Source organism: Neorhizobium sp. NPDC001467 (genome assembly GCF_050275975.1).
GTDB lineage: Bacteria > Pseudomonadota > Alphaproteobacteria > Rhizobiales > Rhizobiaceae > Neorhizobium.
In genome coordinates, this window is the sequence record NZ_JBNNPS010000002.1 from 609,106 (window position 1) to 634,077 (window position 24,972).

The 24,972-nt window shown below is 60.6% G+C and carries 16 protein-coding genes and 1 pseudogene; 9 read left to right on the plus strand and 8 right to left on the minus strand.

Features of this window, described 5'->3' with window-relative positions; genetic code table 11:
* The first annotated feature begins 17 nt into the window (after positions 1 to 17).
* The gene (locus tag ACQKKX_RS07605) at positions 18 to 1,535 is read left to right on the plus strand and encodes a DUF5060 domain-containing protein (protein WP_427569925.1); all 1,518 of its coding nucleotides are present in this window, start codon (positions 18 to 20) and stop codon (positions 1,533 to 1,535) included.
* Between the two features lie 10 nt (positions 1,536 to 1,545).
* The gene (locus tag ACQKKX_RS07610) at positions 1,546 to 2,634 is read left to right on the plus strand and encodes an ABC transporter ATP-binding protein (RefSeq protein WP_427569926.1); all 1,089 of its coding nucleotides are present in this window, start codon (positions 1,546 to 1,548) and stop codon (positions 2,632 to 2,634) included.
* A 139-nt stretch (positions 2,635 to 2,773) separates the two neighbouring features.
* On the opposite strand, the pseudogene ACQKKX_RS07615 reads toward ACQKKX_RS07610, so the two are convergent.
* A pseudogene (locus ACQKKX_RS07615) lies at positions 2,774 to 2,923 on the minus strand (IS3 family transposase); the annotation flags it as partial.
* Positions 2,924 to 3,296: 373 nt separating this feature from the next.
* Here ACQKKX_RS07615 and ACQKKX_RS07620 point away from each other — a divergent pair.
* From ACQKKX_RS07620 to ACQKKX_RS07645, 6 genes are all read left to right on the plus strand, one after another.
* A complete protein-coding gene (locus tag ACQKKX_RS07620) occupies positions 3,297 to 4,733 on the plus strand; it encodes a phosphomannomutase (RefSeq protein WP_427569928.1) in 1,437 nt (478 codons plus the stop codon).
* 101 nt (positions 4,734 to 4,834) lie between these two features.
* Positions 4,835 to 6,262, plus strand: a complete 1,428-nt coding sequence (locus ACQKKX_RS07625; RefSeq protein ID WP_427569930.1) for a mannose-1-phosphate guanylyltransferase/mannose-6-phosphate isomerase — start codon at positions 4,835 to 4,837, stop codon at positions 6,260 to 6,262.
* A gap of 489 nt (positions 6,263 to 6,751) precedes the next feature.
* Positions 6,752 to 9,277, plus strand: a complete 2,526-nt coding sequence (locus ACQKKX_RS07630; protein ID WP_427569931.1) for a hypothetical protein — start codon at positions 6,752 to 6,754, stop codon at positions 9,275 to 9,277.
* A 59-nt stretch (positions 9,278 to 9,336) separates the two neighbouring features.
* Positions 9,337 to 11,220 carry a GMC family oxidoreductase gene (locus tag ACQKKX_RS07635; protein ID WP_427569932.1) on the plus strand — a complete coding sequence of 628 codons (1,884 nt, stop codon included), beginning with the start codon at positions 9,337 to 9,339 and terminating at the stop codon, positions 11,218 to 11,220.
* Positions 11,221 to 11,229: 9 nt separating this feature from the next.
* The gene (locus tag ACQKKX_RS07640) at positions 11,230 to 14,073 is read left to right on the plus strand and encodes a hypothetical protein (protein WP_427569933.1); all 2,844 of its coding nucleotides are present in this window, start codon (positions 11,230 to 11,232) and stop codon (positions 14,071 to 14,073) included.
* A gap of 113 nt (positions 14,074 to 14,186) precedes the next feature.
* Positions 14,187 to 14,411, plus strand: a complete 225-nt coding sequence (locus ACQKKX_RS07645) for a hypothetical protein (protein WP_427569935.1) — start codon at positions 14,187 to 14,189, stop codon at positions 14,409 to 14,411.
* A 99-nt stretch (positions 14,412 to 14,510) separates the two neighbouring features.
* Here ACQKKX_RS07645 and ACQKKX_RS07650 read toward each other — a convergent pair whose 3' ends face one another.
* Positions 14,511 to 15,596 (minus strand): Gfo/Idh/MocA family protein, encoded by a 1,086-nt coding sequence (locus ACQKKX_RS07650; RefSeq protein ID WP_427569936.1) that lies wholly within the window; start codon positions 15,594 to 15,596, stop codon positions 14,511 to 14,513.
* Positions 15,597 to 15,619: 23 nt separating this feature from the next.
* The gene (locus ACQKKX_RS07655) at positions 15,620 to 16,324 is read right to left on the minus strand and encodes a GntR family transcriptional regulator (RefSeq protein WP_427569938.1); all 705 of its coding nucleotides are present in this window, start codon (positions 16,322 to 16,324) and stop codon (positions 15,620 to 15,622) included.
* 109 nt (positions 16,325 to 16,433) lie between these two features.
* Here ACQKKX_RS07655 and ACQKKX_RS07660 point away from each other — a divergent pair, with 109 nt between their 5' ends.
* Positions 16,434 to 17,591, plus strand: coding sequence for an LLM class flavin-dependent oxidoreductase (locus tag ACQKKX_RS07660; protein WP_427569939.1), 1,158 nt, complete (start codon positions 16,434 to 16,436; stop codon positions 17,589 to 17,591).
* 3 nt (positions 17,592 to 17,594) lie between these two features.
* Here the strand turns inward: ACQKKX_RS07660 and ACQKKX_RS07665 are convergent, their stop codons facing one another.
* The 5 genes from ACQKKX_RS07665 to ACQKKX_RS07685 form a co-directional block, all read right to left on the minus strand.
* Positions 17,595 to 18,692 carry an ABC transporter ATP-binding protein gene (locus ACQKKX_RS07665; RefSeq protein WP_427569940.1) on the minus strand — a complete coding sequence of 366 codons (1,098 nt, stop codon included), beginning with the start codon at positions 18,690 to 18,692 and terminating at the stop codon, positions 17,595 to 17,597.
* 9 nt (positions 18,693 to 18,701) lie between these two features.
* Positions 18,702 to 19,766 carry a carbohydrate ABC transporter permease gene (locus ACQKKX_RS07670; RefSeq protein WP_427569941.1) on the minus strand — a complete coding sequence of 355 codons (1,065 nt, stop codon included), beginning with the start codon at positions 19,764 to 19,766 and terminating at the stop codon, positions 18,702 to 18,704.
* On the minus strand, positions 19,766 to 20,782 hold the full coding sequence (locus tag ACQKKX_RS07675; protein WP_427569942.1) for a carbohydrate ABC transporter permease: 1,017 nt from the start codon (positions 20,780 to 20,782) through the stop codon (positions 19,766 to 19,768). The genes ACQKKX_RS07670 and ACQKKX_RS07675 overlap by 1 nt, the downstream gene beginning before the upstream one ends.
* A gap of 388 nt (positions 20,783 to 21,170) precedes the next feature.
* Positions 21,171 to 22,436, minus strand: coding sequence for an ABC transporter substrate-binding protein (locus ACQKKX_RS07680; protein WP_427569943.1), 1,266 nt, complete (start codon positions 22,434 to 22,436; stop codon positions 21,171 to 21,173).
* A gap of 55 nt (positions 22,437 to 22,491) precedes the next feature.
* Complete coding sequence (locus ACQKKX_RS07685; protein ID WP_427569944.1) at positions 22,492 to 24,972, minus strand: hypothetical protein; 2,481 nt, start codon at positions 24,970 to 24,972, stop codon at positions 22,492 to 22,494.

The window sequence follows — 24,972 nt, forward strand, 5'->3', positions numbered from 1 at the left end:
TATCTGAGGAGTGAGTAATGACTGAACAAGTAAGTCGTTGGGATGTTTTCGAGTACACGGTAGAAGGTCCTTCCGAGGGGAACCCTTACCTCGACGTGACCTTCGGCGCCACCTTCTCACTTGCAAACCGCGATGTGGCGGTACCCGGCTTCTACGACGGCGACGGCCTCTACAAGGTGCGCTTCTGCCCTGACACAGAGGGCGAATGGCGGATCACAACCACTTCTTCCGCCGCAGCTCTTTCCGGACGAGAGAGTACGTTAACCGTTGGTCCTGCCCGCCCTGGTGTCCATGGGCCGGTCAGGATTCGCAACCAATTCCACTTCGCTTATGCTGATGGCAAGCCTTACCTGCCTTTCGGGACCACCTGCTACGCTTGGACTCACCAGTCCCTCGAATTGCAGGAGCAGACGCTGAAAACGCTGGCAGATGCGCCTTTCAATAAGATCCGCATGGGCGTGTTCCCGAAGGACTATATCTACAACACAAATGAGCCACTGCACGATATTTATGAAAAGCGGGCAGACGGCAGCCATGACATGGACAGGCCAAACTTCGAGGGCTTCCGCCATTTCGAAGCCCAGATAGCGCGGCTCATGGAAATGGGCATTGAGGCCGACATCATCCTCTTCCATCCATATGACCGGTGGGGCTATTGCACCATGACGGAAGAACAGGACTTCCGGTATCTCCGCTACATCGTTGCCCGCATCGCCGCCTATCGCAACGTTTGGTGGTCGCTGGCGAATGAATACGACTTCCTGCTCGACACCAAGCCAATGGAACGGTGGGATCGATTCTTCCAGATCATCGAGGAGGGTGATCACCTTCGCCACCTAAAGTCGATCCATAACGGCGACGTCGACAAGAATTACGACCACCGGAAGCCTTGGGTGGACCACGTCTGCATTCAAAACTGGGACGTGAAGAAAACGATCGACTGGCGTCAGGCCTATGGCAAGCCAGTGATCAACGACGAGCCGGAATACGAAGGCAACATCCCAAAGGAATGGGGCAACATTCACGGCCATGAGCTCGTCGACCGCTACTGGCTTACCCTGTGCCGGGGTGGCTATATCGGCCATGGCGAGACCTTCATGCATGAAGACGACGAGCTATGGTGGGCGAAGGGAGGCGTGCTGCGCGGGGAAGCGCCGGCTCGGATCGCGTTCCTACGAGATATTCTGGAAGACGATGCCGAAGACGGCCTGACGCCCCTGCTCGAGCGCGGCACACCCTTCAAGAGGGTATCGGCCGTTCGTGACGGTGACGTTCGATACATCTACTTCTCGGAGCACCAACCCATGGAATGGGCACTGGGTCTGCCGGAAGAGGATGGCGACTGGGAGATCGACCTGATCGACGTTTGGAACATGACAATCACGCCGCTGGAGAAGGCTCCGTTGCCGCGTGTTCATCCCCAGCGCATCACCGGCGGCTCGCATATTACCAACGCCTTCACGGCTGCGTTTGGGCTTAAACTTCCGGGCAAGCCGTACCTCGCGGTTCGAATCCGCCCGCGGCGTATGAGATAGGAGGTCGATCATGGCGACAGTCCAAGTCGATAACTTGCGCAAGAGCTTCGGCGCCCTGGATGTCATCCAGGGCGTGTCCCTCGACATCAGGCATGGTGAGTTCATTATCCTGGTTGGTCCCTCCGGGTGCGGAAAATCAACTCTTCTTAGAATGATTGCTGGCCTGGAGGACATATCAGGCGGGCGCGTCTCGATCGGTGAGCGGGTGGTGAACGCGCTGTCCCCAAAGGACCGCAACATTGCGATGGTCTTCCAGAACTACGCGCTCTACCCTCAGATGACGGTGGAGCAAAACATGGGCTTTTCACTTGAGATCGCCGGTGCCAAGAAGGCGGAGATCAAGACGAAGGTAGCCGAGGCGGCAGAGATACTTGCCTTGACGCCTCTTCTTCACCGCAAGCCTTCGCAGCTTTCTGGCGGCCAGCGGCAGCGCGTCGCAATGGGCAGAGCGATCGTCCGTGATCCTGACGTTTTCCTGTTCGACGAGCCGCTGTCCAACCTCGATGCTAAGCTTCGCGTGCAGATGCGCGCCGAGATCAAGGCCCTGCACCAGCGACTGGGAGCAACCATCATTTACGTGACCCACGATCAGATCGAAGCCATGACCATGGCCGATCGCATCGTGGTACTGCGGGGCGGCCGCGTGGAGCAGGTGGGAACGCCGCTTGAACTTTATGATCGGCCAGACAACATGTTCGTGGCCGGCTTTCTCGGTTCACCAGCGATGAACTTCCTGCGCGGGACGATCGAGGGCCAGTCGTTGAGGCTGGCCGATGGCGTGATGCTGCCGCTTCCTTCGATCCCCTCACTAACAACGGGCGACGTCGTTATCGGCTTTCGTCCACAAAACGTGACTGTGCAAGCAAGGGAAGGCGCGCAAGCCATCGTGAAGGTCATCGAGCCCACAGGGGCGGATACTCACGTTTTGCTGGAACTCAGTGGCACAGAGATAACCTGTGTTGTCAGTGAACGTGTCGACTTTGCTCCAGGCCAACGTGTCGGAATCTCCCTCGCTAATCAGATGATCCACTTTTTCGATCCAGTCAGCGAAGAATCCATTCCAGGTCACAGGTCATATGCTCGGATAGATGCTGATTGATTGAGTTGATCCGAAATCCGCGGCTGCGGCCGCTTGGCTTGGCAACATTTCGCAGCAAGCTGCCTGTTATCGATCTTCGAGCTCTTGAGCGGATTCGAACCGTTGCCCCGCATCCCATCCTCTCAGGATCGTCCCCAACGGCATCACGGTGGCGGCTCAGCCAGCGTGTCAACGGCGATAATCCTATTCCTGGATCATCGGCAATCTCGCGCCGCGTGCGACCGCTCGTTTCCGCAAGTCCCACGGCCTCCCGTTCAAATTCCTTCGTGAACGGCACTTTCTTCGTTATAGCGGTTTACTTTCAACTCAAGAAAACCTCTCCACTTTTCCGGGGCAAGTCCAGCCTTCTCAGAGGTTTGAAAAGAGGCGGATTCCTTAGCTGGGAATCCTGGCGCCCCAGCCACAGCGCCTTTGACCATAAATTATCACAGTGAGCCGCGGCCCCGGCATGCCGGGTTTGGCGCCGATGTGGGTGACCCGCGCGTTATACCGACCCTGTCTGCCGGTCAATCGAACGTCTCGGCCGCCATCCGCATACCCTAAAACCTGCGATGAAAAAGAGTGGATGCCTGCCGGTACCGCGGCGTCATGACGACCGTGACAATTACCCGTTCTCTGCCGTATGTGTCTGTCACACAGCGATTATGCGAACGGGAGCTTTCATGAAATTCGGCACCAGCGGACTTCGCGGCCTCGTCTCGGAACTGCAGGGACACGCGGCGGCCTTGTATGCAACCGCCTTCGCGCGGCATATGCTTGAAAAAGGTCTTGTAAAACCGGGCGACCGAATCTTTGTCGCCGGCGATTATCGCCCTTCAACACCCGATATTGCAGCCACCTGTATCGGCGCGCTGTCGCGCGCCGGCTTGCAGCCCGTCGATTGCGGAGCGATCCCCACCCCGGCCCTGGCGCTTTATGCGATGACCCAGAGCTGTGCTTCGCTGATGATCACCGGCTCACACATTCCTGCCGATCGCAACGGAATCAAATTTTATCGCCCGGACGGCGAGATCGACAAGGCGGACGAAAGCGCCATCAGCGGCCTTGCGCCGGTTCTCGACGATGCCATCGTCGACCTCACGCCTGGCTCGGCACCGAGCGAGGAGAGCGAGGCCCTGGCGCTGTTTCTGGAACGCAACCGTCGGATCTTGCCGGCTGGCGCGCTGTCCGGCCTGAGGATCGGTGTCTACCAGCACAGTACCGTTGCCCGGGATGCGCTGGTGACTATCATGGCCGGCTATGGCGCCGAGGTCGTGGCGCTCGCACGGTCCGAGCAGTTCATTCCGGTGGATACGGAAGCCGTTTCTCCCCAGACGATCGACCTCCTGCGCACCTGGGCCAGGGAGCATGGCTGCGATGCCATCGTTTCAGCCGATGGTGATGGCGACCGGCCGCTCGTGACCGACGAGACAGGCCAGCCGCTGCGCGGCGACCTTCTGGGACTGATGGTCGCCCGACTTCTGGATGCGAAGGTCATCGTCACGCCGGTCACATCGAACTCGGGTATCGAGGCGGTGGGCGACCATGAGGTGATCCGCACCCGCGTCGGCTCGCCCTTCGTGATCGCCGGCATGGCAGAGGCGGATCGTCGGGGCGACACGGCGATTGTCGGCTTCGAGGCCAATGGCGGTGTTCTGACGCAGACCGATTTTGTCCTCTCGGACACCATCCTTTCGGCACTTCCGACACGCGACAGCTTCTTGCCCATCCTTGCCGCTCTTTTCCTGGCCAGACAGCAGGATATGTCGTTGTCGGCACTCGCCTCAAGCTTCAGCCTGCCATGTGCGGCCGCCGATCGCCTGGAAAATATTCCGATCGCAAACAGCACGGCGCTCATGGCGCATCTGCGGCAGGCGCCTGCCAACCTTTCGGCTTTTCTCGCACCGATCGGGGAGGTCGCCTCGGTCAGCGATATCGATGGCTTGCGGGTGACGCTTGCCGACCGCTCGATCGTGCATCTGCGCCCATCCGGCAACGCGCCGGAAATGCGGTGTTATGTAGAAGCTGCGGACGAAACATCCTCACTGGCATTGCTTGCAGCGGTTCTGTCACGTCTGCAGACCTGGATGAACACGCATGGCCAAGGCGCCCTGGACTGATCCGCGGCGCCCCGCGCCAAAGGTCCGTCTTTTCTGTTGCAACATTGAGTTCTTTGGGGTTTCTTCCCCGCATCATTGATAGCCTGATGCGGAGACGTTCCATGACCCAGAAAATCATCCCCGTCATCATGGCAGGCGGCAAGGGGACCCGGCTGTGGCCCTTGTCGCGGTCGAGCGCCCCCAAACAGTTCATTCGTCTGGTCGGCGAAACCTCGCTTTTCCAGCAGACGCTGGCCCGTGTCGCCGATCCCGAACTCTATGAAGCGCCGATCGTCATCACCAATAAGGATTTCCGCTTCAACGTCGCTGAACAGGCGCGTGAAGCGGGAGTCCGCCTTTCCGCCATTCTGCTGGAACCGGTTGCACGCAATACGGCGGCCGCCATCGCCGCGGCTGCCTTGTTCCTGCGGCGCCATTTCAGCGAAGGATCGCTTCTCCAACTCCTGGCTTCCGACCACCAGATCGAAGCCGATGAGGATTGGGCGAGCGCCATCGCGACCGCCCGGGCAACGGCCGCGGACGGCAAGATCGTAACCTTCGGGATCAAGCCGACGGAACCGGCAACCGGATACGGCTATATCGAACAGGGCGATCGGCTTCCCACCGGGGCTTATCGGGTCAAGCGGTTTGTCGAGAAGCCCCCGCTTGCAACCGCTCAAACCATGCTCGAAGCCGGCGGGTTTTTCTGGAATTCCGGCATCTTCATGGCGCGCGCCGATCTGCTTCTCAACGAACTGAAAACCTATGCGCCGGATGTCCATGAAAGTGTCGGCAAGGCTGTCGATGAAGCCGTGATCGATCTCGATTTCGTAAGGCTCGACGAAGCCGCTTTCGAAGCCAGCCCGGATATTTCGATCGATTACGCTCTGATGGAAAAAACCGAAAACGCAGCCGTGGTCGCCTCCACCTTTGCATGGTCGGACCTCGGCAGCTGGGACGCGGTTTGGAAGACCGGCAGCAGGGACGACGCCGGAAATGTCGTTATCGGCCATGCCACCGTTCTCGACACCGAAAATTCGCTGATCCTGTCGCGCGCGCCGCATCTGGCGGTGCAGGGTCTGAAGGATGTCGCAGTCATTGCCAGCGAAGACGCCGTCTATGTCGGCCGCCTCGACGCGGCCCAGGAGGTCGGTGCGCTGGTCAAGCATCTCGCCGCCGCCACCGCAACCTCCAACCTCACCGAGACGCATCCCACCTGCTATCGTCCCTGGGGCGGCTACACATCCATCCTCAACGGCGACCGCTTCCAGGTGAAACGCCTGTTCGTCCTCCCCGGCAAGAAACTCTCGCTGCAGAAGCACTTTCATCGCTCGGAGCACTGGATCTGCGTGAGAGGCACCGCCGAGGTGACGATCGGCGACAAGGTGACTTTCGTCCGGGAAAATGAATCCGTCTACATTCCGCAAGGCGACCTTCACCGCCTCTATAATCCTGGCAGGATCACGCTGGAAATGATCGAGGTGCAGACCGGATCCTATCTCGGCGAGGACGATATCGTCCGGGTCAGCGACGAATTCGGCCGCGGCTGAACGCGTCGGCAGGCGACCGGTATCGCCGATCCGCCGACCTCGCCATTAACGGTGGGTTGACGTCGCTATGCCCTGAAAGCGGCGGCCTACCGAGCGTGGCGGCACACAAAGTTTCGCTGACCCCAGCCTTCGGTTTGGGTTTGAGCGTCGGTGCATCGGCCTGCGACCCCATGGTTCTGACAGTGCAGTGACGTCGCCAAAGCTGCACACGGCGCAAAATGAACGATCACCCTTGGCAGGGTATCGGGGCAGGTGCTTCCCGCACGCCGGGCATATTGCGACTTGCCCGGCCAACAGCCGGTGGGCGACGCAAGGGTGCAGTGTTCCGCCGGTCATTTGCGACGAAGGCGCGTCTATCGGGGTGCGCTCTGCCGTCCCCGCTCGCCCTCCTGCCCCACCGCAGCGCTCGCAATTTAGAATATTGAAATGCGCCACGGACTGCGATACAACTTTAACGAGATATTATCATCTCTGCAGGCGGTGGCTGTCATGGTGGGGAAGAAGGTTCTGTGGTGGGGGCTAAGCGCGGTCGTCGGGATCGTCGCCGTGATCGTGGTCGTACAATTGCTGGAGCGCGGGCCGCGGCCGGGTTTCGTCACCGACGAGGCGATGCAGGCGGGTCGCACGCTGGAAACCATGCCCCCCGCCGACGAGGATTTCTTCGCGCAGATGGATGGCGGTTACCGCGGCGTCAAGCTGTCGGTGGACGAGGTCAAGGGCCGCAACAACTGGATCCTGTGGACCGCCGGCAACGACCGGCTCTGGGATGCGCTGACCAATTCGGCCTATGGGACATTCGATCTTCTCAAGACGATTTCGAACTATCCCGGCCTCAAGGCCAGTCGCGACAACCGCTGGCAATATCTCGGTGTCGTCAACGAACCGTGTTTTCGCAAGACGACCGAAGCCGACAATGACCGCTTCGGCTTGTGGCTGGACATTCGTGATCCCAATTGCGCACCCGATCCCTTCGCCAACGAGACGAAATATCCGGGCGTCAAGGTCGGCGCCCGCGGCACCGTCATCGACAGTGAGACCGGCAAGACGCTGCCTGTCGGATCCTACTATGGCGAGCCGACGGGCATTGTCGGATTGCGACTGTTTCCCAATCCGGAATTCGATGCCGATGCGGCCAAGGAATGGGATGCACTGCGCTATTATACCGATCCGAGCTATTACAACCGCCGCGATCTGATCCGTCCCTATCGTGTTGGAATGGGCTGCGGCTTCTGTCATGTCGGGCCGGATCCGGTGAACCCGCCGGTTGATCCGAACAATCCCAAATGGGACAACCTTTCATCGATCGTAGGCGCCCAGTTCTTCTGGATCGACCGGATCTTTTCCTGGAGCGCGGACCAGAAGAATTTCATCTTCCAACTCGTGCATACGGCCAAGCCCGGCACGCTCGACACGTCGCTCGTCTCGACCGACTATATCAACAATCCACGCACGATGAACGCCGTCTACATGACAAAGGAACGCCTTGAACTGGGGCTGAGGCTGGGCAAGGAAAAACTGGCCGGCGGCGGATTGGAAAACAAGCAGTTCAAGGATTTTCCCGGTTACGAACCCTATAACGGCACGTTCAGAACACCCGATACGGTCCTGACCCCGCATGTCCTCAAAGACGGCGCCGATTCTGTCGGGGCTCTGGGTGCACTCAATCGCGTCTATATCAATATCGGTCTGTTCAGTGAGGAATGGCTGTTACATTTCAACGCCCTGGTGGGTGGCAAGGACGTCACTCCGATCAGGATCAGCGACGGCCGCAAGAACTCGGTCTACTGGCAGGCGACCGAAAGCCAGACGCCCTTCGTCGCGCAGTTTTTCCTCAACAAGGATATCGGCGCACCGCATCTGCTGGCCAACGCTCCCGACGGGGCGCGATACCTGTCCACCGACGCGGCCGTTCTAACAAGAGGACGCGAGGTCTTTGCGGAAAACTGCGCGGCCTGTCATTCGTCCAAGCAGCCCGCCGTCCCACCACACGCCGACCCGCGCGAGGGCATCGGCCGCGACTACCTGAAACGATGGAATGCCTACTGGGCCTATGTGCAGACGCCCACATACAAGGCGGCCATGCGGGACATCGCCCTGAAGCCCGATTTCCTCGATGGCAATTTCCTGTCGACTGAAATGCGCGTCCCGGTCACGCTTCTGGCCACCAATGCCTGCTCACCGCTCGCCACCAACGGCATTGCCGGCAATATCTGGGACAATTTCACCTCGCAGAGCTACAAGGACCTGCCCTCGGTCGGCACGATCAAGGTGCGTGACCCGTTCAGCGGCGAGCAGAAGGACTATGTGATGCCGGCTGGCGGACGCGGCTATACGCGCCCGGCAACGCTTGCGGCCCTTTGGTCGACCGCGCCCTATCTGCTCAACAACAGCGTCGGTCCGGGCCTGCCTTTCGACACGCCCAATCCGACCGTGGAATATCGCGTGAACGCCTTTGACGCCAGCATCCGGGAAATGCTGTGGCCCGAGCGGCGCCGGAAGGACACGTTGCTGGGCAACAAGGGCGTTGGCGAAATCTACCGGACGACTGACGCCTCATATCTGTCGATTTCCGCAGGCTTCCTGCCGCCGAAACTGGCGGCCCTGCTGGAGCCGTTGGAACGCTGGCTGCCCTGGCTGTTCGGCGACGGCGGCGTCAGGATTGGTCCGATACCCAAGGGCACGCCGGTCAATCTCCTCTCCAACCTTCCCCTGCGTCTCGACGATGCCAATCTGGCGCAGAATGTCGAGCATGACGCCAAGCTCCTGAAACTCGTGCTCGACATCAAGGGCAAGCTGAAGGAGCTCGACGGCAGCGCCAGCGACGAGCAGGCCGTCCGGGTCTTCCAGAGTCTGAGAGAGCCTCTGCTGGAACTGAGCAAATGCCCTGACTTCGAGGTCAACCGGGGCCATTACTTCGGCACCGGACAGGTGCCGGCCATCGCCGGCGTCCCTTCGCCGCCGGCTTTGAGCGATCCCGACAAGGAGGCATTGATCGCCTTTCTGAAAACATTGTGAGGACGGCGGACGGCATTGTCCGCACCGCATAAGCTTTGCAGGGCCAAAGGGGAACGAGCATGGTCACCGATGCCGTCGGCAATCAGTCATATGACTATATCGTGGTGGGATCCGGCGCCGGCGGCGGCACACTGGCCGCCCGCCTTGCCGAAGGTGGCGCCAGGGTGCTGCTGATCGAGGCGGGAGGGGATCCGCGGACCCAGACGGGCAGCGATCCCGCTTATCCGCAGGACAACCGCCTACCCGACGACTATGACGTGCCGGCCTTTCACGCCTTCTCGACCGAGAACACAGGCATGCGCTGGGAATATTTCGTCCGGCACTATCGCGACCAGGAGCAGCAGAAACGCGATCCGAAATTCGTGCCGGAGAAGAACGGCGTTCTCTACCCGAGAGCCGGAACGCTGGGCGGCTGCACGGCACATAATGCACAGATCCTCGTCTATCCGCACAATGCCGACTGGGACGACATTGCCGCACTGACGGGGGATAACAGCTGGAACCACGAGAATATGCGAAAGCTGTTCGAGCGGCTGGAGAATTGCAAGCATCGGGCCCTGCCCTACCGCTGGCTGGCAAAACTCGGGATCAATCCGACACGGCATGGCTGGGCGGGATGGCTGACGGTGCAAAAAGCCATCCCCTTGCAGGCGCTCGGCGATACCAGCCTCGTGCTGACCATCATCGACAGCACTGCGAAGGCGATCGAGGAGCAACCGAACCAGGAAAGAGGGCTCGACTGGTTCCTGCGCAGCCAGGGCGATCTGAACGACTGGCGGCTGGTGAAAAGCAATGCCACCGGCCTGCGTTACCCGCCGCTCACCAATCGCGGCCATCAAAGGCTCAGCACCCGTGAGCGCGTTCTCGAAACGATGGCCGCCTATCCCGATCGCCTGACATTGCTGCTCAACGCGCTGGTCACCCGCGTCCTGTTCGACGAGAAAAACCGCGCGGTCGGCGTCGAATACATGCTGGGCGAGCGGCTCTACCGCGCAACGGCCGATCCCAACCCGCAGGAGCCGAAGCGTTCGACGGTGCGGTGTACGCGCGAAGTCATCCTCTCGGGCGGCGCATTCAACTCACCGCAACTGTTGATGCTTTCCGGAATCGGCCCGGCGGAGGAACTGCGCAAGCACGGTATCGGCGTTCGGGTCGATCTACCGGGTGTCGGTACCAATATGCAGGATCGCTACGAGGTCGGCGTCGTCAACGAAATGAACAAGGACTGGGAAATCCTCAAGGGTGCCAAGTTTTCGAAAGGCGATCCGCAATACGATCAGTGGAAGAACAAGCGCAAGGGCGTCTACACCACCAACGGGGCGGTTCTGGCGGTGATCAAGCGGTCCATGCCCCAGCGTCCCCTGCCGGACCTCTTCTGCTTCGGCCTGATCGGCCTTTTCCGCGGATATTTTCCCGGCTATTCGGCCCTGTTCCCGAAACATCTCAATTATTTCACCTGGGCCATCCTCAAGGCGCATACCGTCAACACGGCCGGCACGGTCAGGCTACGAACGGCGGACCCACGCGATCCGCCGCAGATCGAATTCTCCTATTTCGAGGAGGGCAACGACGCTAATGGCGCCGATCTCGATTCCGTTGTCGCGGGGATCAAGTTCGTGCGCACCATGACGGCAAAGCTGATCCGCAAGGGCATTATCAAACGCGAGGAGCTCCCGGGACCCGAAGTGCAGAGCGACGACGAATTGCGGACATTCGTGCGCAATCACGCCTGGGGGCACCATGCCTCCTGCACCTGTTCGATCGGTCCGCGTGACCGTCTCGGCGTGCTCTCCGGCGATTTTCAGGTCCATGGCGTCACCGGCCTGCGGGTCGTGGATGCCAGCGTGTTTCCCCGCATTCCCGGCTTTTTCATCGTCAGCGCCATCTACATGGTCGCGGAGAAGGCGGCCGAAGTCATTCTCAAGGATTTCTCGCGGAAATAGGATGTTTCCATGTCCGACAATCGAAACAAACGCGCTGAGGTCGAGGATTTTTCCGATACGGCAGCCATCCTGCGCGACGAGGCGTTCCAGATCGAAAAGGTCGAACTGTCGCCGCGACTGCGGGGGGTGGAATTCAACCGCGCCCTGAACGGGCTCGACCGCTCAGCCCTGTGCCTTTCCGGCGGCGGCATCCGCAGCGCGACTTTCGCTTTGGGGGTCATTCAGGGCCTTGCCTCGCAGCCGCGCCGGGGCAAGGCTGCGGCATCGGCGGACGTTTCGCTGCTGGGCCGCTTCCAGTTCATATCCTCGGTTTCGGGCGGCGGCTATATCGGCAGCTGGCTGTCCGCTTGGCTGCACCGGGAAAATTTCGCCTCGGTTCATTCCCAACTGGTCGAACGTCCGCAGGGGCCGTCGATCGAGCCGGCCGCAATTCAGAACCTGCGCCGCGACAGCAACTACCTGACGCCCAAGATCGGACTGACCTCCGCCGATACCTGGACCGCGGCCACCATGGTCGTGCGCAACATGACGCTCAACTGGCTGCTGGTCATTTCCGCGCTGGCAACCTTGCTGCTTTTCCTGAAATTCGCTCTTGCCGGCCTGTCTTTTCTGGGGGCCGGCAGCCCGATGGCCCATGACTATCGCCATCACATGAGCCTGCTGGCCCTCGGCACAGTCGCGCTTATCGTTGGGCAGTGCTATACGCTCGGCAATTACGCTCAGGACGGCAATGGCCGCGGCCAGAAGAAATTCGTCCTCTTCGACCTCGTGCCCGCAATCCTGGGGGCAACGGTGTTTACCACATGGGCGATCCTGCCGATCGGCGTGCAGCAATGGTCGCCGCACTGGCTCAACGTGATGCTGGTCGGACCCACCATTTTTCTGGCCAGCGGCATTATGGCCTTTCCCCACTTCAGGGACCCGCGCGATACCGACACGGACACCGACCAGGACACCCCTAGGCACAATCCCTGGTTGCGATTGTTGCGATGGTTCTTTTCGGGCTTCGCGTGGTCCGGCGTCATCCTTGTCGGCATCCATCTCCTGCTGGAAATCAATTACGCTCCTGCGAGGCTTCTGGCGCTCGCGGTCCTGGGGCCGCCGTGGTTCCTGATGGCGCAGATCACGGCTGAGACGATCTATGTCGCGGCCACCAGCACGGAGACCCGGTCGGATGCCCAGCGCGAATGGTTCGCCCGGGCCGCCGGCTGGTTCGTCATCTCCGGTGTGGCCTGGACGGCGATCACCTTACTGGCTCTGCTCGGTTCCCGTCTGACGGATCTGCTGCGCTCGGAAACCTATTTTCTCTACCATTCGCTGATCGGCGGCAGCCTTGCCGGCACCGCTGCCCTCGGGCTTCTGGCCACCCAGCCGGACCGTCAGGACGTGGTCGGCGGTTTCGCGCGTTTCAAGCGTCTGCTTCAGATCGGCGGCGGCCAGATATTCCTCGCGCTCGTGCTCGTCGTCACCTCCGCCCTCCTGGATATTCTCGTCGTCGGTGGCTCGCTGCTCGATGCGCTTCTTGGTCCGGTTCGCAGCGAGGGTGTTACAATTCTCGACAACGAGACCAATTTTCTGTTCGGGCTTCTGTTCGGCAGCGCCGTCGAGACCGTGCTGAGGCAGGATGACCTAGTCGTCCGCCTCTTCATCGCAATGCTGGCCGCCGGCTTGGTGACAGCCATCGTCTCGCGCACCGTCAACATAAACCGTTTCTCCCTGCACGACCTGTACCGAAACCGTCTCGTGCGCGCCTATCTCGGCGCCACGCACCGCGGACGCGATCCCAGCCGGTTCACCGGCTTCGATCTTAAAGACAACCCCTTAATGAAAGACCTTTGGCCACAAATGCAGGCGCCGAACGAAGAGGCCCGGCATGGCCGACTGTTTCATGTCCTCAATGCCACGCTCAATATCGTATCGACACGCAACAGGGCGTGGCAGCAGCGCAAGGCCATGTCCTTTACCGTGACGCCTAGATTTTCCGGCGCGGCCGATCTTTGCCCGAGAGATACGGGTGGCAATTTCGCCGGCGCCTATCAGAAGTCGGAACGCTATGGCGGCAAGCTCGGTATTTCACTGGGTACCGCCATGGCCGTTTCCGGGGCCGCGGCCAATCCGGCGATGGGCTATAATTCCACGCCTTCGATCACGCTGCTGTTTGCGCTGTTCAATGTCCGGCTCGGATGGTGGCTTGCCAATCCCGGCCCCCAGGGACGAGGGCTGTGGGACCTCGCCGGACCCCGGCAGGCGCTCGTTCCCTGGCTTCTGGAGGCTTTCGGCCAGACCACGGCGGAGCGGGTCTATGTCAACCTGTCGGACGGCGGGCATTTCGAAAATCTCGGCCTTTACGAAATGGTTCGGCGCCGTTGTCGCACGATCGTCCTGTCCGACGCCGGGCAGGACGAAGATTTCAGCTTTGCTGACCTCGGCAATGCGGTTCGGAAAATCGGGATCGATCTGGGGGTGAAGGTTAGCTTTCCACATCTCGATCAGCTCAAGCCACGCAGCGTGACCGGCATGGGCCTGGCAAGAAGCCCCTATTACACGGTGGGAAGGATCCGCTATGCCGAGGCCGACGGAGGGGGAGAGGATGGCTATATCCTCTACATCAAACCGGGCTATCACGGCACCGGGGATGCCGGTGTGCGTGCCTATGCGAATGAAAGCCCGACATTTCCGCATGAAAGCACGGCCGACCAGTGGTTCAGCGAATCGCAGTTCGAGAGCTACAGGTCGCTGGGGTTTCAGATCGTCGAGACAATCTTCTCCGATATAGTGCTACCCCCTGGCGCCAGCCTGTATGACATCATGCGGTTGCTGAATGAGCATATTGAACGATTGGCGGAAGGTTAGGGTTCTGGCCCGCAAGGGAGCCAATGGAACCGAAGCGGGTCCGATATCGTATAAGGGGCAGGACGGCGGCAGAAGTCCTTGCCATCGCACGGAGATTGGGGTTACCCGGCGTAATGAGCACATTCACCGACACCGAAATCGCCCTGATGGCGCGCTTGCGCGTTTTGAAAGCCGAACCCGAAAAGACCATCAACCTAACCGATATCCTCGACCCGTTAATTGCCCGAGGTTTTTCGAAAGATGGAATCTTCGAGGTTCTTGCCGCGGTAGAGCAGGACGGTACCGTCGCCCTCGTTCCCGGTGACCGGCTTCGCATCCTGAAGCCACTGACGGAATAGCAGCAGGCCGGCGTCCATCGGGAACGCGCCAACGAAGCGCCATTCGATCAGTAGAGGCGGGAAGCATGGCCGGCTGGCGCGCCGTCTTGCTCATGACGATCAGAATGTCACGACCTTGCCCGTCAAGGCGGATTGCTGGGCCGCCAATCCAATGTTCACCGCCCATCGGCCATCGTCCAGCGTGACTTCCACCGGTCCCTCGCCCCGAACTGCGCGCAAGAACCGTTGATGCTGGTAGAAGGTCGAGCCGTTATGGTCTCCGGCATCCAGAAGCATTGGGTCGACCGGGATATCGATCGCGCGCGGCCCTTGCGGATCGCGCGGCGAGACGATCACCTTGGCGACCGGGGGGCGCCCAAGATGCTCCGGCCAGAAACGCCCGGGCCCTGGCACCTTGCATTCGATCTTGCCGGTCGGGCCGATGGCAGAAATTTCCTCCTGATAGCGTGATCCTTCGGCGAACATGCACAGTTCCAGCATCGCGCGCGCGCCGGAGGCGAAATCGACGATCGCGTAGCCATGATCCCAGATATCCGGCCGCAGGCCGTCATATCGCTCGTCGGCATGGTTCACCGCCTGCCCGCCGGATGCCATGATGCGCACCGGATCGGATTTCAGGATCAGCCGCATCAGATCGAAAAAATGGCAACATTTTTCCACCATCGTGCCACCGGTCCGCGCATTGAAACGATTCCAGTCGCCGACCTTCTTGAGGAATGGAAACCGATGCTCGCGAATGGTCAGCATTCGGATACCGCCGGTCGCGGCTTCAGCCTCGGCAATTAGCCGCGCTACCGGCGGCATGTAGCGATATTCCATCGCCACCCAGATCGGCGCCGGATATTTTTGGCGCAAAGTTTCGATGCGGGGGATGTCCTCGGCATTGGTGAAGAGCGGTTTTTCCACAAGGACCGGCAGCGGCCGGATGGCCGCGATTTCTTCCAGCTGACCAAGATGGAAATGGTTAGGGCTGGCGATCAGCAGGCAATCCACCGCCTCGATGGCCAGAAGCTCCTTGAGCGACCCGACCATTGTGGCGTCCAGAGCAAGCTCGGCGGCGCGCGCCCTCATGCCCGCATCCGGCTCGAAAATCGCTGCCACCTCCGCATCCGGCAACAAAGCCAGATTGCGCAAATGCTCCTGCCCCATCATGCCGCAGCCGATCACGCCGTAACGCACTGCCATCTCTCCTCCCATAATGTCGTGCCCTATCTCAGCCGCGACACATAGTGAGCGACCGAATGGTCGATCCATGTGCGCGAAACCTCCGCCCGTTTTCCGTCTTGCGCTTCGCTGATGCGAACCACCTGCACCGCCGACTCTCCCGCCCGACGACCAAAATTTTCCGGTACCCAATCCGGCACCATATCGAGACCGATCCGGTCTTCCGCCCGCACGATCCACAGACCCAGCGCCGTGCGGTAATAGAGGTAAAGCGACTCCGACAGCTCTTCCGCCCGGATGGTCTCGGCGTAATCGCCGTCGAGCCAGATCTCTTCCAGCGCGGCCACCGTGCCGGACAGTTTGCGGATGCGCCGGATGCGATGCCCCTCGTTAGACGTTCCGAAATCCGGCAGATCGCCGGGTTTTGGCAGCCGCCGCACATCGAGAATATCCGCCGTCGGCAGGCCGCCGCCGTCTAGCAGTTCCAGCCGGAACATCGCATAGATGCTTTTCGGATCGCTTACGGCGCGCACGTAATTGCCCGAGCCCTGCACCCGTTCCAGCATGCCACGCGACTGCAGCTCCGCCAGCGCCTTGCGCAATGTGCCGGTGGCGATGCCAAGCTTCTCCGACATCTCCCGTTCCGGCGGCAGCTTTTCGCCATCGATCAGCCGACCGGCCGCGATGTCGCGGATTAGAAGCTCGGTGATCTGCAGATAGATCGGCAGGCTGCCGGATGTTTGCTGCATGCCCTCCCCCATCACGCGCAGCCGAATTGATACACTATTGATTTACATCAATCGCGATGTTACGCAACAGGCATTCGATCTCGGGGCGATCTCGGGGAGGAGAATTCCGATGACCGTTGTACCCGTCCGCTCCGCCGATCTTGACGCCTTGGAAATCTCATGGTTTTCCGCGCTCTGCTCAGACGATTATGCCTTTCTCGGCGTGCCCGATGGCGCCCTGCGCTCCAGCTTCGAACACTGTTCCAACATCGTGAAAAAGGCTGAAACACTGGGGTTTCGCAACATCCTCTGCCCCTCCTCCTATCAGGTCGGGCAGGACACGCTGAGTTTTGTTGCCGCCTGCGCGCCCATCACGCAAAACATCAACATGCTGGCGGCCATCCGCTGCGGCGAAATGCAGCCAATCATGCTGGCGCGCACCGTCGCCACGCTCGACCACATGCTGAAGGGCCGCCTCACGCTTAACGTCATCAGTTCGGATTTTCCGGGCGAGGTCGCCGACAGCACCTATCGGTATCGCCGCAGCCATGAGGTGGTTGAGATCCTGCGGCAGGCCTGGACCCGCGACACGATCGACCACGATGGCGAAATCTACCAGTTCAAAAACGTCTCCACAGAACCCGCTCGCCCCTACCAGCAAAATGGCGGGCCGCTCCTCTATTTCGGGGGTTATTCACCGGATGCACTGGAGCTTTGCGGCGCGCAGTGCGACGTCTACCTGATGTGGCCGGAGCGCAAGGACCAGCTGGCGGAACGCATGCGCTCCGTGCATGCTCGTGCCGAAGCGCATGGCCGCGTGCTCGATTATGGCCTGCGCGTGCACATGATCGTGCGCGACACCGAACAGGAAGCCCGCGAATATGCCGAACACCTTGTTTCCAAACTCGATGACGAATACGGCAAGTTGATCCGCGAACGCGCGCATGACAGCATCTCGCTCGGTGTGTCGCATCAGACACGAGCGCGGGAACTGGCCGACCAGTTCGGTTACGTGGAGCGCCATCTCTGGACCGGCATCGGCCGTGCCCGTTCCGGCTGCGGCGCCGCCATTGTCGGCTCGACGGATCAGGTGCTTTCGGAAATCGAGGCCTACCGAAAGATGGGCATTCGCGCCTTCATCTTTTCCGGTTATCCGCATCTGGACGAGGCCGAGCATTTTGGCACTAAAGTCCTGCCGCAGCTAAAGACCTGTTCGCTGCCGCATGCATACGGCCGCGTGCCAAAAGAGACGCCTGCCACGCCGCTTGGCATTGCCGAGCGCCGATAGGATTTAGTCCCCGCTTCCCGGATGGGTGAACAGGCGGTGCCCGTTGTCATCGAACACATGCAGGACCGGTTTTGACAGGTCGAAATGCACCGTGTCGCCCGCATTGAGCGTCTGCTGGCCCGGCAGCACGGCCAGCAGCTTTTCGCCGCCGATATCGCCATGCACGACGGTTTCCGAGCCCAGCGCCTCGACCAGATAAAGCGTCGCCGCCGGATGCTGCGGATCGCTGCTGACGACCAGATGCTGCGGTCGAACGCCGACAGTCACCTTTTCGCCGACATGCAGTTTCGCCTGCCCGATCTTGAGGTCCGCACGATAACCACCGGCGAAGGAAAGCGTCGCCGAGCCAGAAGACATGGCCAGCACATCGGCCTTCAAAAAGTTCATATGCGGCGCGCCGATAAAACCGGCCACGAAGCGGTTGCCCGGCTCGTTATAAAGCTCCAGCGGCGTGCCGACCTGCTCGATTTTTCCCGCGCGCATGACGACGATGCGATGCGCAAGCGTCATCGCCTCCACCTGATCGTGGGTCACATAGATCATCGTCGAGCCCAGCCGGGCATGCAGCGCCGCCAGTTCCGCACGGGTCGAGACACGCAGTTCGGCATCGAGGTTTGACAGCGGTTCGTCCAGCAGAAATGCGGTCGGGCGGCGCACGATGGCGCGGCCGATGGCGACACGCTGGCGCTGACCGCCGGACAGCTGGCCCGGACGACGATCCATATAGGCCTCGATTTCCAGCATGCGCGCCGCTTCATTGATGCGCTCGGCAATCTCCGCCTTCGGCATGCTGGAATTCTCCAGCCCGAAAGCAAGGTTCTGCCGCACACTCATGTGCGGATAAAGCGCATAGGACTGGAACACCATGGCAAGCCCGCGATCTGCCGCCGTCACCTCGTTGACGCGCTTGCCGTCGATCTCGATTTCGCCGCCCGTCACCTTTTCCAACCCGGCAATGGTGCGCAGCAAGGTCGATTTTCCGCAGCCGGAGGGACCGACGAACACGACGAATTCGCCGTGCCTGATATGCAGGTCGATGTCTTTCAGGACCGCGAGTGCGCCAAACGATTTCTTGACGTCGGTGAGTTTGATTTCGCCCATCGGTGTCCCTTACTTCAGGCCGGTGCCGGCAATGCCGGTGGTGATGAAACGCTGCAGGAAAATGAAGACCAGCACGACCGGGATCATAGTGACGACGGTCATCGCCAGAATGAAGTGCCATTGCACATTGAGTTCGCCGGAATAGATGCTCAGGCCCACCTGCAGGGTGTAAAGCTCACGCCGCGAGAGCACGATCAGCGGCCACAGGAAATCGTTCCAGCGCCAGACGACCGAAAAGATCGCCAGAACCGCCAGCGCCGGTGCCGTCAAAGGCAACACGATGCGCCAGTAAATCTGCCATTCCGACGCCTTGTCCATGCGCGCCGCGTCGAGCAGCTCGTCGGGAATGGTCAGCATGTATTGCCGCAGGATGAACACGCCGGTCGGCGTCGCCACCGTCGGCAGGATCACGCCCCATAGACTGTTGAACAGGCCAAGCGACGAGATGATCGAATAAAGTGGCACCATGATCACCGACAGCGGCACCATCAGTGTCGCGAGGATGACGAGCATGGCGAGCGAGCGGCCCTTGAACTCGTATTTCGACAGCGCGAATGCCGCCATGGAATTGACGACAAGCGTGATGACTGTCGCCACCACCGTCACGAAAACCGAGTTCCAGAGGTAACGCAGGAAATCGAAATGCACGAAGGGCTCGGTATAGTTGTTGGTGGCGAAAGACATGGTTCTGACCGGCGTGCGGTCGTTGATATTGACCTTGACGATCTCGCCCGGCGCCTTGGGATCGACCATCTGCGCCACCAGCCCGATACGCCGCACTTCGGCGAGAACCTGCGTCGAACCGTCGGGCATCTTGGCGTCATAGAGCATCAACGGCTTGTCATAGCCTTCGACCGCCGCCTGGCTGGTGACATAGGGCAGGATGGATGGCGGGAATTCGGCCAGTGCCGCCGGTGTTTTTAGCGAGGAAAACACCAGCCAGACGGCAGGGCCGAACATGATGATCAGGCCGCCGATCAGCCAGACCCAGGTAAAGATATCGGTCCAATGCCAGCCGTTGCCGCTCTTATGGGTGCCTCGCCGGCGCAGAATGAAATGCGCGACCTTTCCCATCAGCGTTTCCCCTTGTTTTCGCCGCGCCGACCGATGCCGAGCTGGATCAGTGTCAGCACCACCAGCACAGTGCCCATCAGGATCGAGGCGGCCGCCGCCAGACCGGGATTGCGCAGCGCCGAGGCAAAGCCGGTTTCATAGATATATTGCGTCAGGAACAGCGTACTGGTTCCCGGCCCACCGCCGGTCAGCACGTAGATTTCATCGAACACCTGCACCGACCTGATCAGCGCCAGCACCACGACGACCAGAAGGTTCGGCGCCAGCAGCGGCAGGGTGATGCGCCAGAAGACGCGGGCCGGTTTCGTGCCGTCCATTTCCGCCGCCTCGTAGAGATCTTTCGGGATCGCCTGCAGGCCGGCCAGAATGATCAGCGCGTAAAAACCCATATGCGCCCAGAGCGACACACCGATCGTGGCGGCAAAGGTCCAGTTGCGGTCGGTGAGCCACGTGTACGGGTCCATGCCGAACTGATAGAGGCCGAAATTGAGCAGGCCCTGCCGTTGCAGAATCCATTTCCAGATCAGGCCGACAACCACCGGCGACAGAAGCACGGGAAAGAAGAACACGGCGCGCCAGAAGGACCGGGCGGCCAGCTCGCGGTTGAGGATCAGCGCGGTGATCAGCGCCGTCAGGATCATCAGCGAGACCTGTAAAACCACGAACCAGAACGTGTTGCCGACGGCAGTCCAGAAGGCATCCTCCTGGCAGGACATCGGATCGAGATAGTTCTGGCACTCGAACAGGCGCAAATATTGCGCGCCACCGATAAAGTCGCGCTCAGAGAGGAAAAAGGCGGTGCCGCCGGTCATCGAGTAGACGAAGTTGATGACCAGAGGCAGAAGCACGAAAATGCCGAAGATCAGCATGTTCGGCGCGAGGAAAAATGCCGCCATGCCTCCGATGCCGGTCGCCTTCTGCAGGCGACGCAGCGGCACATCAATGATGCGCATGACGACGTTGATGGGTGCCATGAGGAGGCTGGAGAGCCTTGAGGTGGCAGTGGGTGTGGTCATCGGCTCGTTCCCGTCATGCAGGCCCGGATGAAGAATGCACGGGGTGCGAATATACTCACCGGTTTTGCTCCCTTTTCGTGTTCATCGGGCTTGGGTATGGATCCTTGGGTCAAGCCCGAGGATGACTACGGTGGAGGGAGCGATGGGGCACCCATTGGGCGTCGTGCGTGTGTATCGGCGGCCTTCAACCTGCCTCCATTTTCAAAGCCTTGCTTTCGTCATCTTCAAAGCCCGCCTTCGTCATCCTCGGGCTTGACCCGAGGATCCATTCACAAGCCATATGAGAGCCGGCAACAGCCAAACCATCGGCTCGCCGCTTGCGCTTCGAGCGTTGGTCACTGCAATCGATTCACTGGATCGATTGCACCGGCTTTTCCCGGACCGCTCCTCACTGCCCCGCATCCTTCACCTTCTGGGCAATATCCGCATCGATGCGTGTAAATGCATCATCGATCTTCAATTCGCCTGCCAGCGTCTGGCCGATACGGGTGACGATCGCCGCGTAAACCGTGTCGGACCAGCGCCAGCCCGGCAGTTTCAGCGCAGCTTCAGACGTCGTCCTGGTGGATTCCACAAACACATTCAGCGCGGCCTTGGCCTGCTCATTGTCCGACTTGAAGTCCAGACCACCCTTGTCGACCACGGCCTTGTGGCCGGGCAGGAACAGCGTGCGCTCGGAAAATTCCTTGACGATGTTTTCCTGCGCGAACCAGTCCATCACGGTGGCGACGTCCTTCTGGTTCTTCGTGTATTTCACCGCAACCAGCGCCGCACCACCCGGCATGCCGGTGCAGGCGGCCGGACCGCAAGGGCTGCCGACTGCGACCCAGTCAAAATTGTTGCCGATCTTGGTGGCAAGGTTCGCCACCTGCCAGGAGCCGGAATAATAGAAGGCAAGCTGGCCGTTGATGAAATCATCGGCCGCGGCTCGATAGGTGCTGCCCGCCGCAGACACCCAGACATCCTTGCTGACGGTGCCATCTTCCGCCCAGCCGACAAATTTTGTGAGATAATCCTTCGCGCCCTTGTCGAGCGGCGCCGGCTTGCCGTCGGAGCCGATATAATTGGCGCCGTAGGAAAGCAGCGGCGCGGTGATGCGATGGCCGGAGCGGTCGATCGCCATGGCGAACGGCACCTGCTGGCTTTCCTGCACCTTCTTGGAAGCCGCCGCCCAGTCTTCCCATGTCGCCTTCGGTCCGGGGATCGGCACGCCGGCCTGATCGAACAGGGTCTTGTTGGCATAACCGCCGGTCAGCGTGATCTGCGTCATGAAACCGGAAATCTGGTTGGAACCATCCGGCCGCATCCAGTCTGCCTGAAGCCCGAAATTGTCGTCCCAATATTGGGCGTCCTTTACCAGCGGGCGCAGGTCCAGCCAGTGTTTCGACAGTTCCTTGATGGCGGTGACGCGGGCGATATCCGGCCCGTTGCCGGCCTCCAGTTGCACCGGCAGCTGTTCCTTGATGACGCTATAGGCAACGTTATCGAGTATGACATTGATGCCGGGGTTTTCCTTCATGAAACGCCCGACAAGGTCTTTCATCACCTCGCCTTCGACGCCATCGGAATACCACATGATGCGCACATCGCCGGCATGGGCCGTCGAGGTGAGAAAAGCGAGCGCGAGGCCCGTAAGAAGCGATCTGGTCTTCATGCGCATTTTCCTCCTCTGATGGACCAGGGCCTCCCAACCCGTCCGTTGACCACAATCAGGCAGCAAGCATGTTCGCCTGGCCCTTCACGTCATAGTCTTTCCGCGCGATCACGCGGCCTTCAGCCTCCACCGTGCCATCGGCCCGGAAAGACACGCTACCATATTCCGGGTCTTCGACAACGAGTGTGCCGTCGCCCGACCGTTCAACCTGCAGAGCGCCGAACCGGTTTTCCACCAAGGCGAGATCCCCTGCCTCGCAGACCCGCACGATCCAGCTGGTCTTCTGGCCATATTGGCGAAGTTCCGCACCGGCGGAAGGACCTTCCTTCGTTGCCTCAAGATCGGAACCTGCCCGCAAAAGCACCGCACCTTCACCCGAACGGGCGAGTGCGAGACTGCCCGAGACACGGCTTTCGTCGAATTCTGCCACCGGGAACCAGGCATGGGTAAAGTCGGGCTGTTCCTCGTAGGTGGTAAACTCCAGCACCGCCAACCCACGATATTGCTGAACGCGCGGAATGGTGCCGCAACCGCCCCAGTATGACGGACGGCCATATCCGAACTGGATGGTTTCACCCGGATGGTTGATCCAGATCGCCGCTTCCGGCTTTTGCCCGATGCGCAGGTGCAGCACGGTTTCCTGATAACCCCATTCGTCCCAACGGTAATGCACCGTCGAGCCCATGGCGAAATTTCTGCCCTTGTAATGATAGAGCGCGGCAAAGGAATTTTCGCCCTGCGCGAAACGCCACTCCTGATGCTGATCGCCCTGATGATCTGCGATCGCTGCAAACTCTTGCGGGATCACCAGCCCATGATCGCGGAGGCACACCGCCATCTGCGGCAGGCAATGCCCGCGGCGGCCATAAAAACCCTTGCCCCAGAGCAGGCGGGCAACCGCCGAAAGCTCCAGCGAGCGACCGGCGCAGAGCGTGTGTTCGTAGGAACGCCCCTGCGCCGCCGTCACCATGCCATGATGCGCCGAACGCGCGATGATTTCCGCAAGCCGCACGATCCCGGCCTTGGCGCGGTCGGCGATATCCTTGTCGGGAGACAGTGCTGCCAGAGCCGTCAGGCCCTTGAGGTCGATCGGAAAATAGGGAGCGGAATTGAACTCCGCCATTTCCCAGTGCTCGAAATGATCGAGCCATGCCCGCACCCTCGCAGCACCCACTTTCGCCTGCTCCGAACCCTTGCGGCCGGAACGGACAAACGTGGCGTCGGGGAGAAGATGACCGGCCAGATAAGCGGAGGTATGGAACAGCAGCGCGTGGTTTTCCGAAAAATACCACTGCACGTCATTGCCCGGCTCATCCATCCAGTAACGATAGTTGAGGATGGCGGCATCGATGCGGGCGCGCGTCTTTTCGTTGATATCGCCGCCCCACACCGTGCGCGACCAGATCAGCGGCACCAGCGAAAAATCGGCGCAGTCATGGCAATCCTCGATCGACGGCAGGATCTCCTCGATCATCGCATCGGTATCGGCACCACCACGGCCGCTGGCCAGCCGGGCAAAAGCACGCACCGTATCACGCTCGGAATAATCGGACACTTCGGTCAGCGTTTCGGTAATGCGTTCGGTGAGCGACGCCGGAGCCTCACCCTGCCGCGCCGCATGGCAGATTTCCACGCCCACGGAGCGCGAGGCGACAAAACCACCGGCATTCAGCGTCACGCGCAGATGACGGAAATCAGCCGGCGCATTTTCCGACGCCCCGACATTGAGGCTGCCGACACCGGCTGGCAGCTCGAAATCGTAATCGAAACGCTCACGCGACATGAAATCGCCTTCGATGGCGACATTGACCTTGGCCTCGACCGGCAGCGCCCTGGCAAACAGCACGGTGATGTCACCGCCAAAATAATGCTGGCGGTCGAGATGCATGCCGTCCAGCGCTTCTTCCAGACTGTCCGCCACGGCACCCGCCACCGGAACCGGCAGGGCGACATTGGCGGCAGGGCCTGTGAGATAATCGAACTGATAGAAATAACGGGCATCGCGCTCGGCAAGATCATCGAAAAACAGCACGATCTCGTTCAGACCGGCGGTCAGTTCCAGTTCGAATTCCTGCTTGGCTTCGAGATTGCGGCTATAGGGCGCCATCCAGCCCACTTCCGAACCGTTCAGCCACAGAACCGCGCCGCCGCAGGTACCGAGCCGGATCCTTGCCGTGCCCGCGGTTTCCGCCTCGATATAGGTGCGTGTCCATGTGGCGAGCCGCGTCGGGCGGAACCAGAAGCCCGACAGATCGAGCCGTGGCGAACCGAAGGGCAACCACCAGCGCGCCGCCTCGAATTCACCGCGCACATCCGGCCGTTTGTCGCGATAGGTGTCGGCAAAAATGGTGCGGCAGGGATATTCGTGCGGAATGAAATTTTTCACCTTGGTGAGGAAGAAGAACGGGTCCATCTCGCCCTTCATCGGCGCGTCGGCCACGTCGAACCGTTCCTCGGCGATGCGGCCAAGCTGCCAGTAACGCACGGCGTCGCCCGGCTTCAATGTCTTGTGCATCCAGTTCTGTTCCGGATTCAT

What these genes read in the sequence shown, in the direction of transcription:
- ACQKKX_RS07685 (WP_427569944.1), bottom strand. Translation starts at nt 24,972, where the DNA reads ATGAATCCGGAACAGAACTGGATGCACAAGACATTGAAGCCGGGCGAC.
- ACQKKX_RS07680 (WP_427569943.1), bottom strand. Translation starts at nt 22,436, where the DNA reads ATGAAGACCAGATCGCTTCTTACGGGCCTCGCGCTCGCTTTTCTCACC.
- ACQKKX_RS07670 (WP_427569941.1), bottom strand. Translation starts at nt 19,766, where the DNA reads ATGGGAAAGGTCGCGCATTTCATTCTGCGCCGGCGAGGCACCCATAAG.
- ACQKKX_RS07630 (WP_427569931.1), top strand. Translation starts at nt 6,752, where the DNA reads ATGGTGGGGAAGAAGGTTCTGTGGTGGGGGCTAAGCGCGGTCGTCGGG.
- ACQKKX_RS07635 (WP_427569932.1), top strand. Translation starts at nt 9,337, where the DNA reads ATGGTCACCGATGCCGTCGGCAATCAGTCATATGACTATATCGTGGTG.
- ACQKKX_RS07640 (WP_427569933.1), top strand. Translation starts at nt 11,230, where the DNA reads ATGTCCGACAATCGAAACAAACGCGCTGAGGTCGAGGATTTTTCCGAT.
- ACQKKX_RS07610 (WP_427569926.1), top strand. Translation starts at nt 1,546, where the DNA reads ATGGCGACAGTCCAAGTCGATAACTTGCGCAAGAGCTTCGGCGCCCTG.
- ACQKKX_RS07675 (WP_427569942.1), bottom strand. Translation starts at nt 20,782, where the DNA reads ATGACCACACCCACTGCCACCTCAAGGCTCTCCAGCCTCCTCATGGCA.
- ACQKKX_RS07665 (WP_427569940.1), bottom strand. Translation starts at nt 18,692, where the DNA reads ATGGGCGAAATCAAACTCACCGACGTCAAGAAATCGTTTGGCGCACTC.
- ACQKKX_RS07605 (WP_427569925.1), top strand. Translation starts at nt 18, where the DNA reads ATGACTGAACAAGTAAGTCGTTGGGATGTTTTCGAGTACACGGTAGAA.
- ACQKKX_RS07620 (WP_427569928.1), top strand. Translation starts at nt 3,297, where the DNA reads ATGAAATTCGGCACCAGCGGACTTCGCGGCCTCGTCTCGGAACTGCAG.
- ACQKKX_RS07625 (WP_427569930.1), top strand. Translation starts at nt 4,835, where the DNA reads ATGACCCAGAAAATCATCCCCGTCATCATGGCAGGCGGCAAGGGGACC.
- ACQKKX_RS07660 (WP_427569939.1), top strand. Translation starts at nt 16,434, where the DNA reads ATGACCGTTGTACCCGTCCGCTCCGCCGATCTTGACGCCTTGGAAATC.
- ACQKKX_RS07650 (WP_427569936.1), bottom strand. Translation starts at nt 15,596, where the DNA reads ATGGCAGTGCGTTACGGCGTGATCGGCTGCGGCATGATGGGGCAGGAG.
- ACQKKX_RS07645 (WP_427569935.1), top strand. Translation starts at nt 14,187, where the DNA reads ATGAGCACATTCACCGACACCGAAATCGCCCTGATGGCGCGCTTGCGC.
- ACQKKX_RS07655 (WP_427569938.1), bottom strand. Translation starts at nt 16,324, where the DNA reads ATGCAGCAAACATCCGGCAGCCTGCCGATCTATCTGCAGATCACCGAG.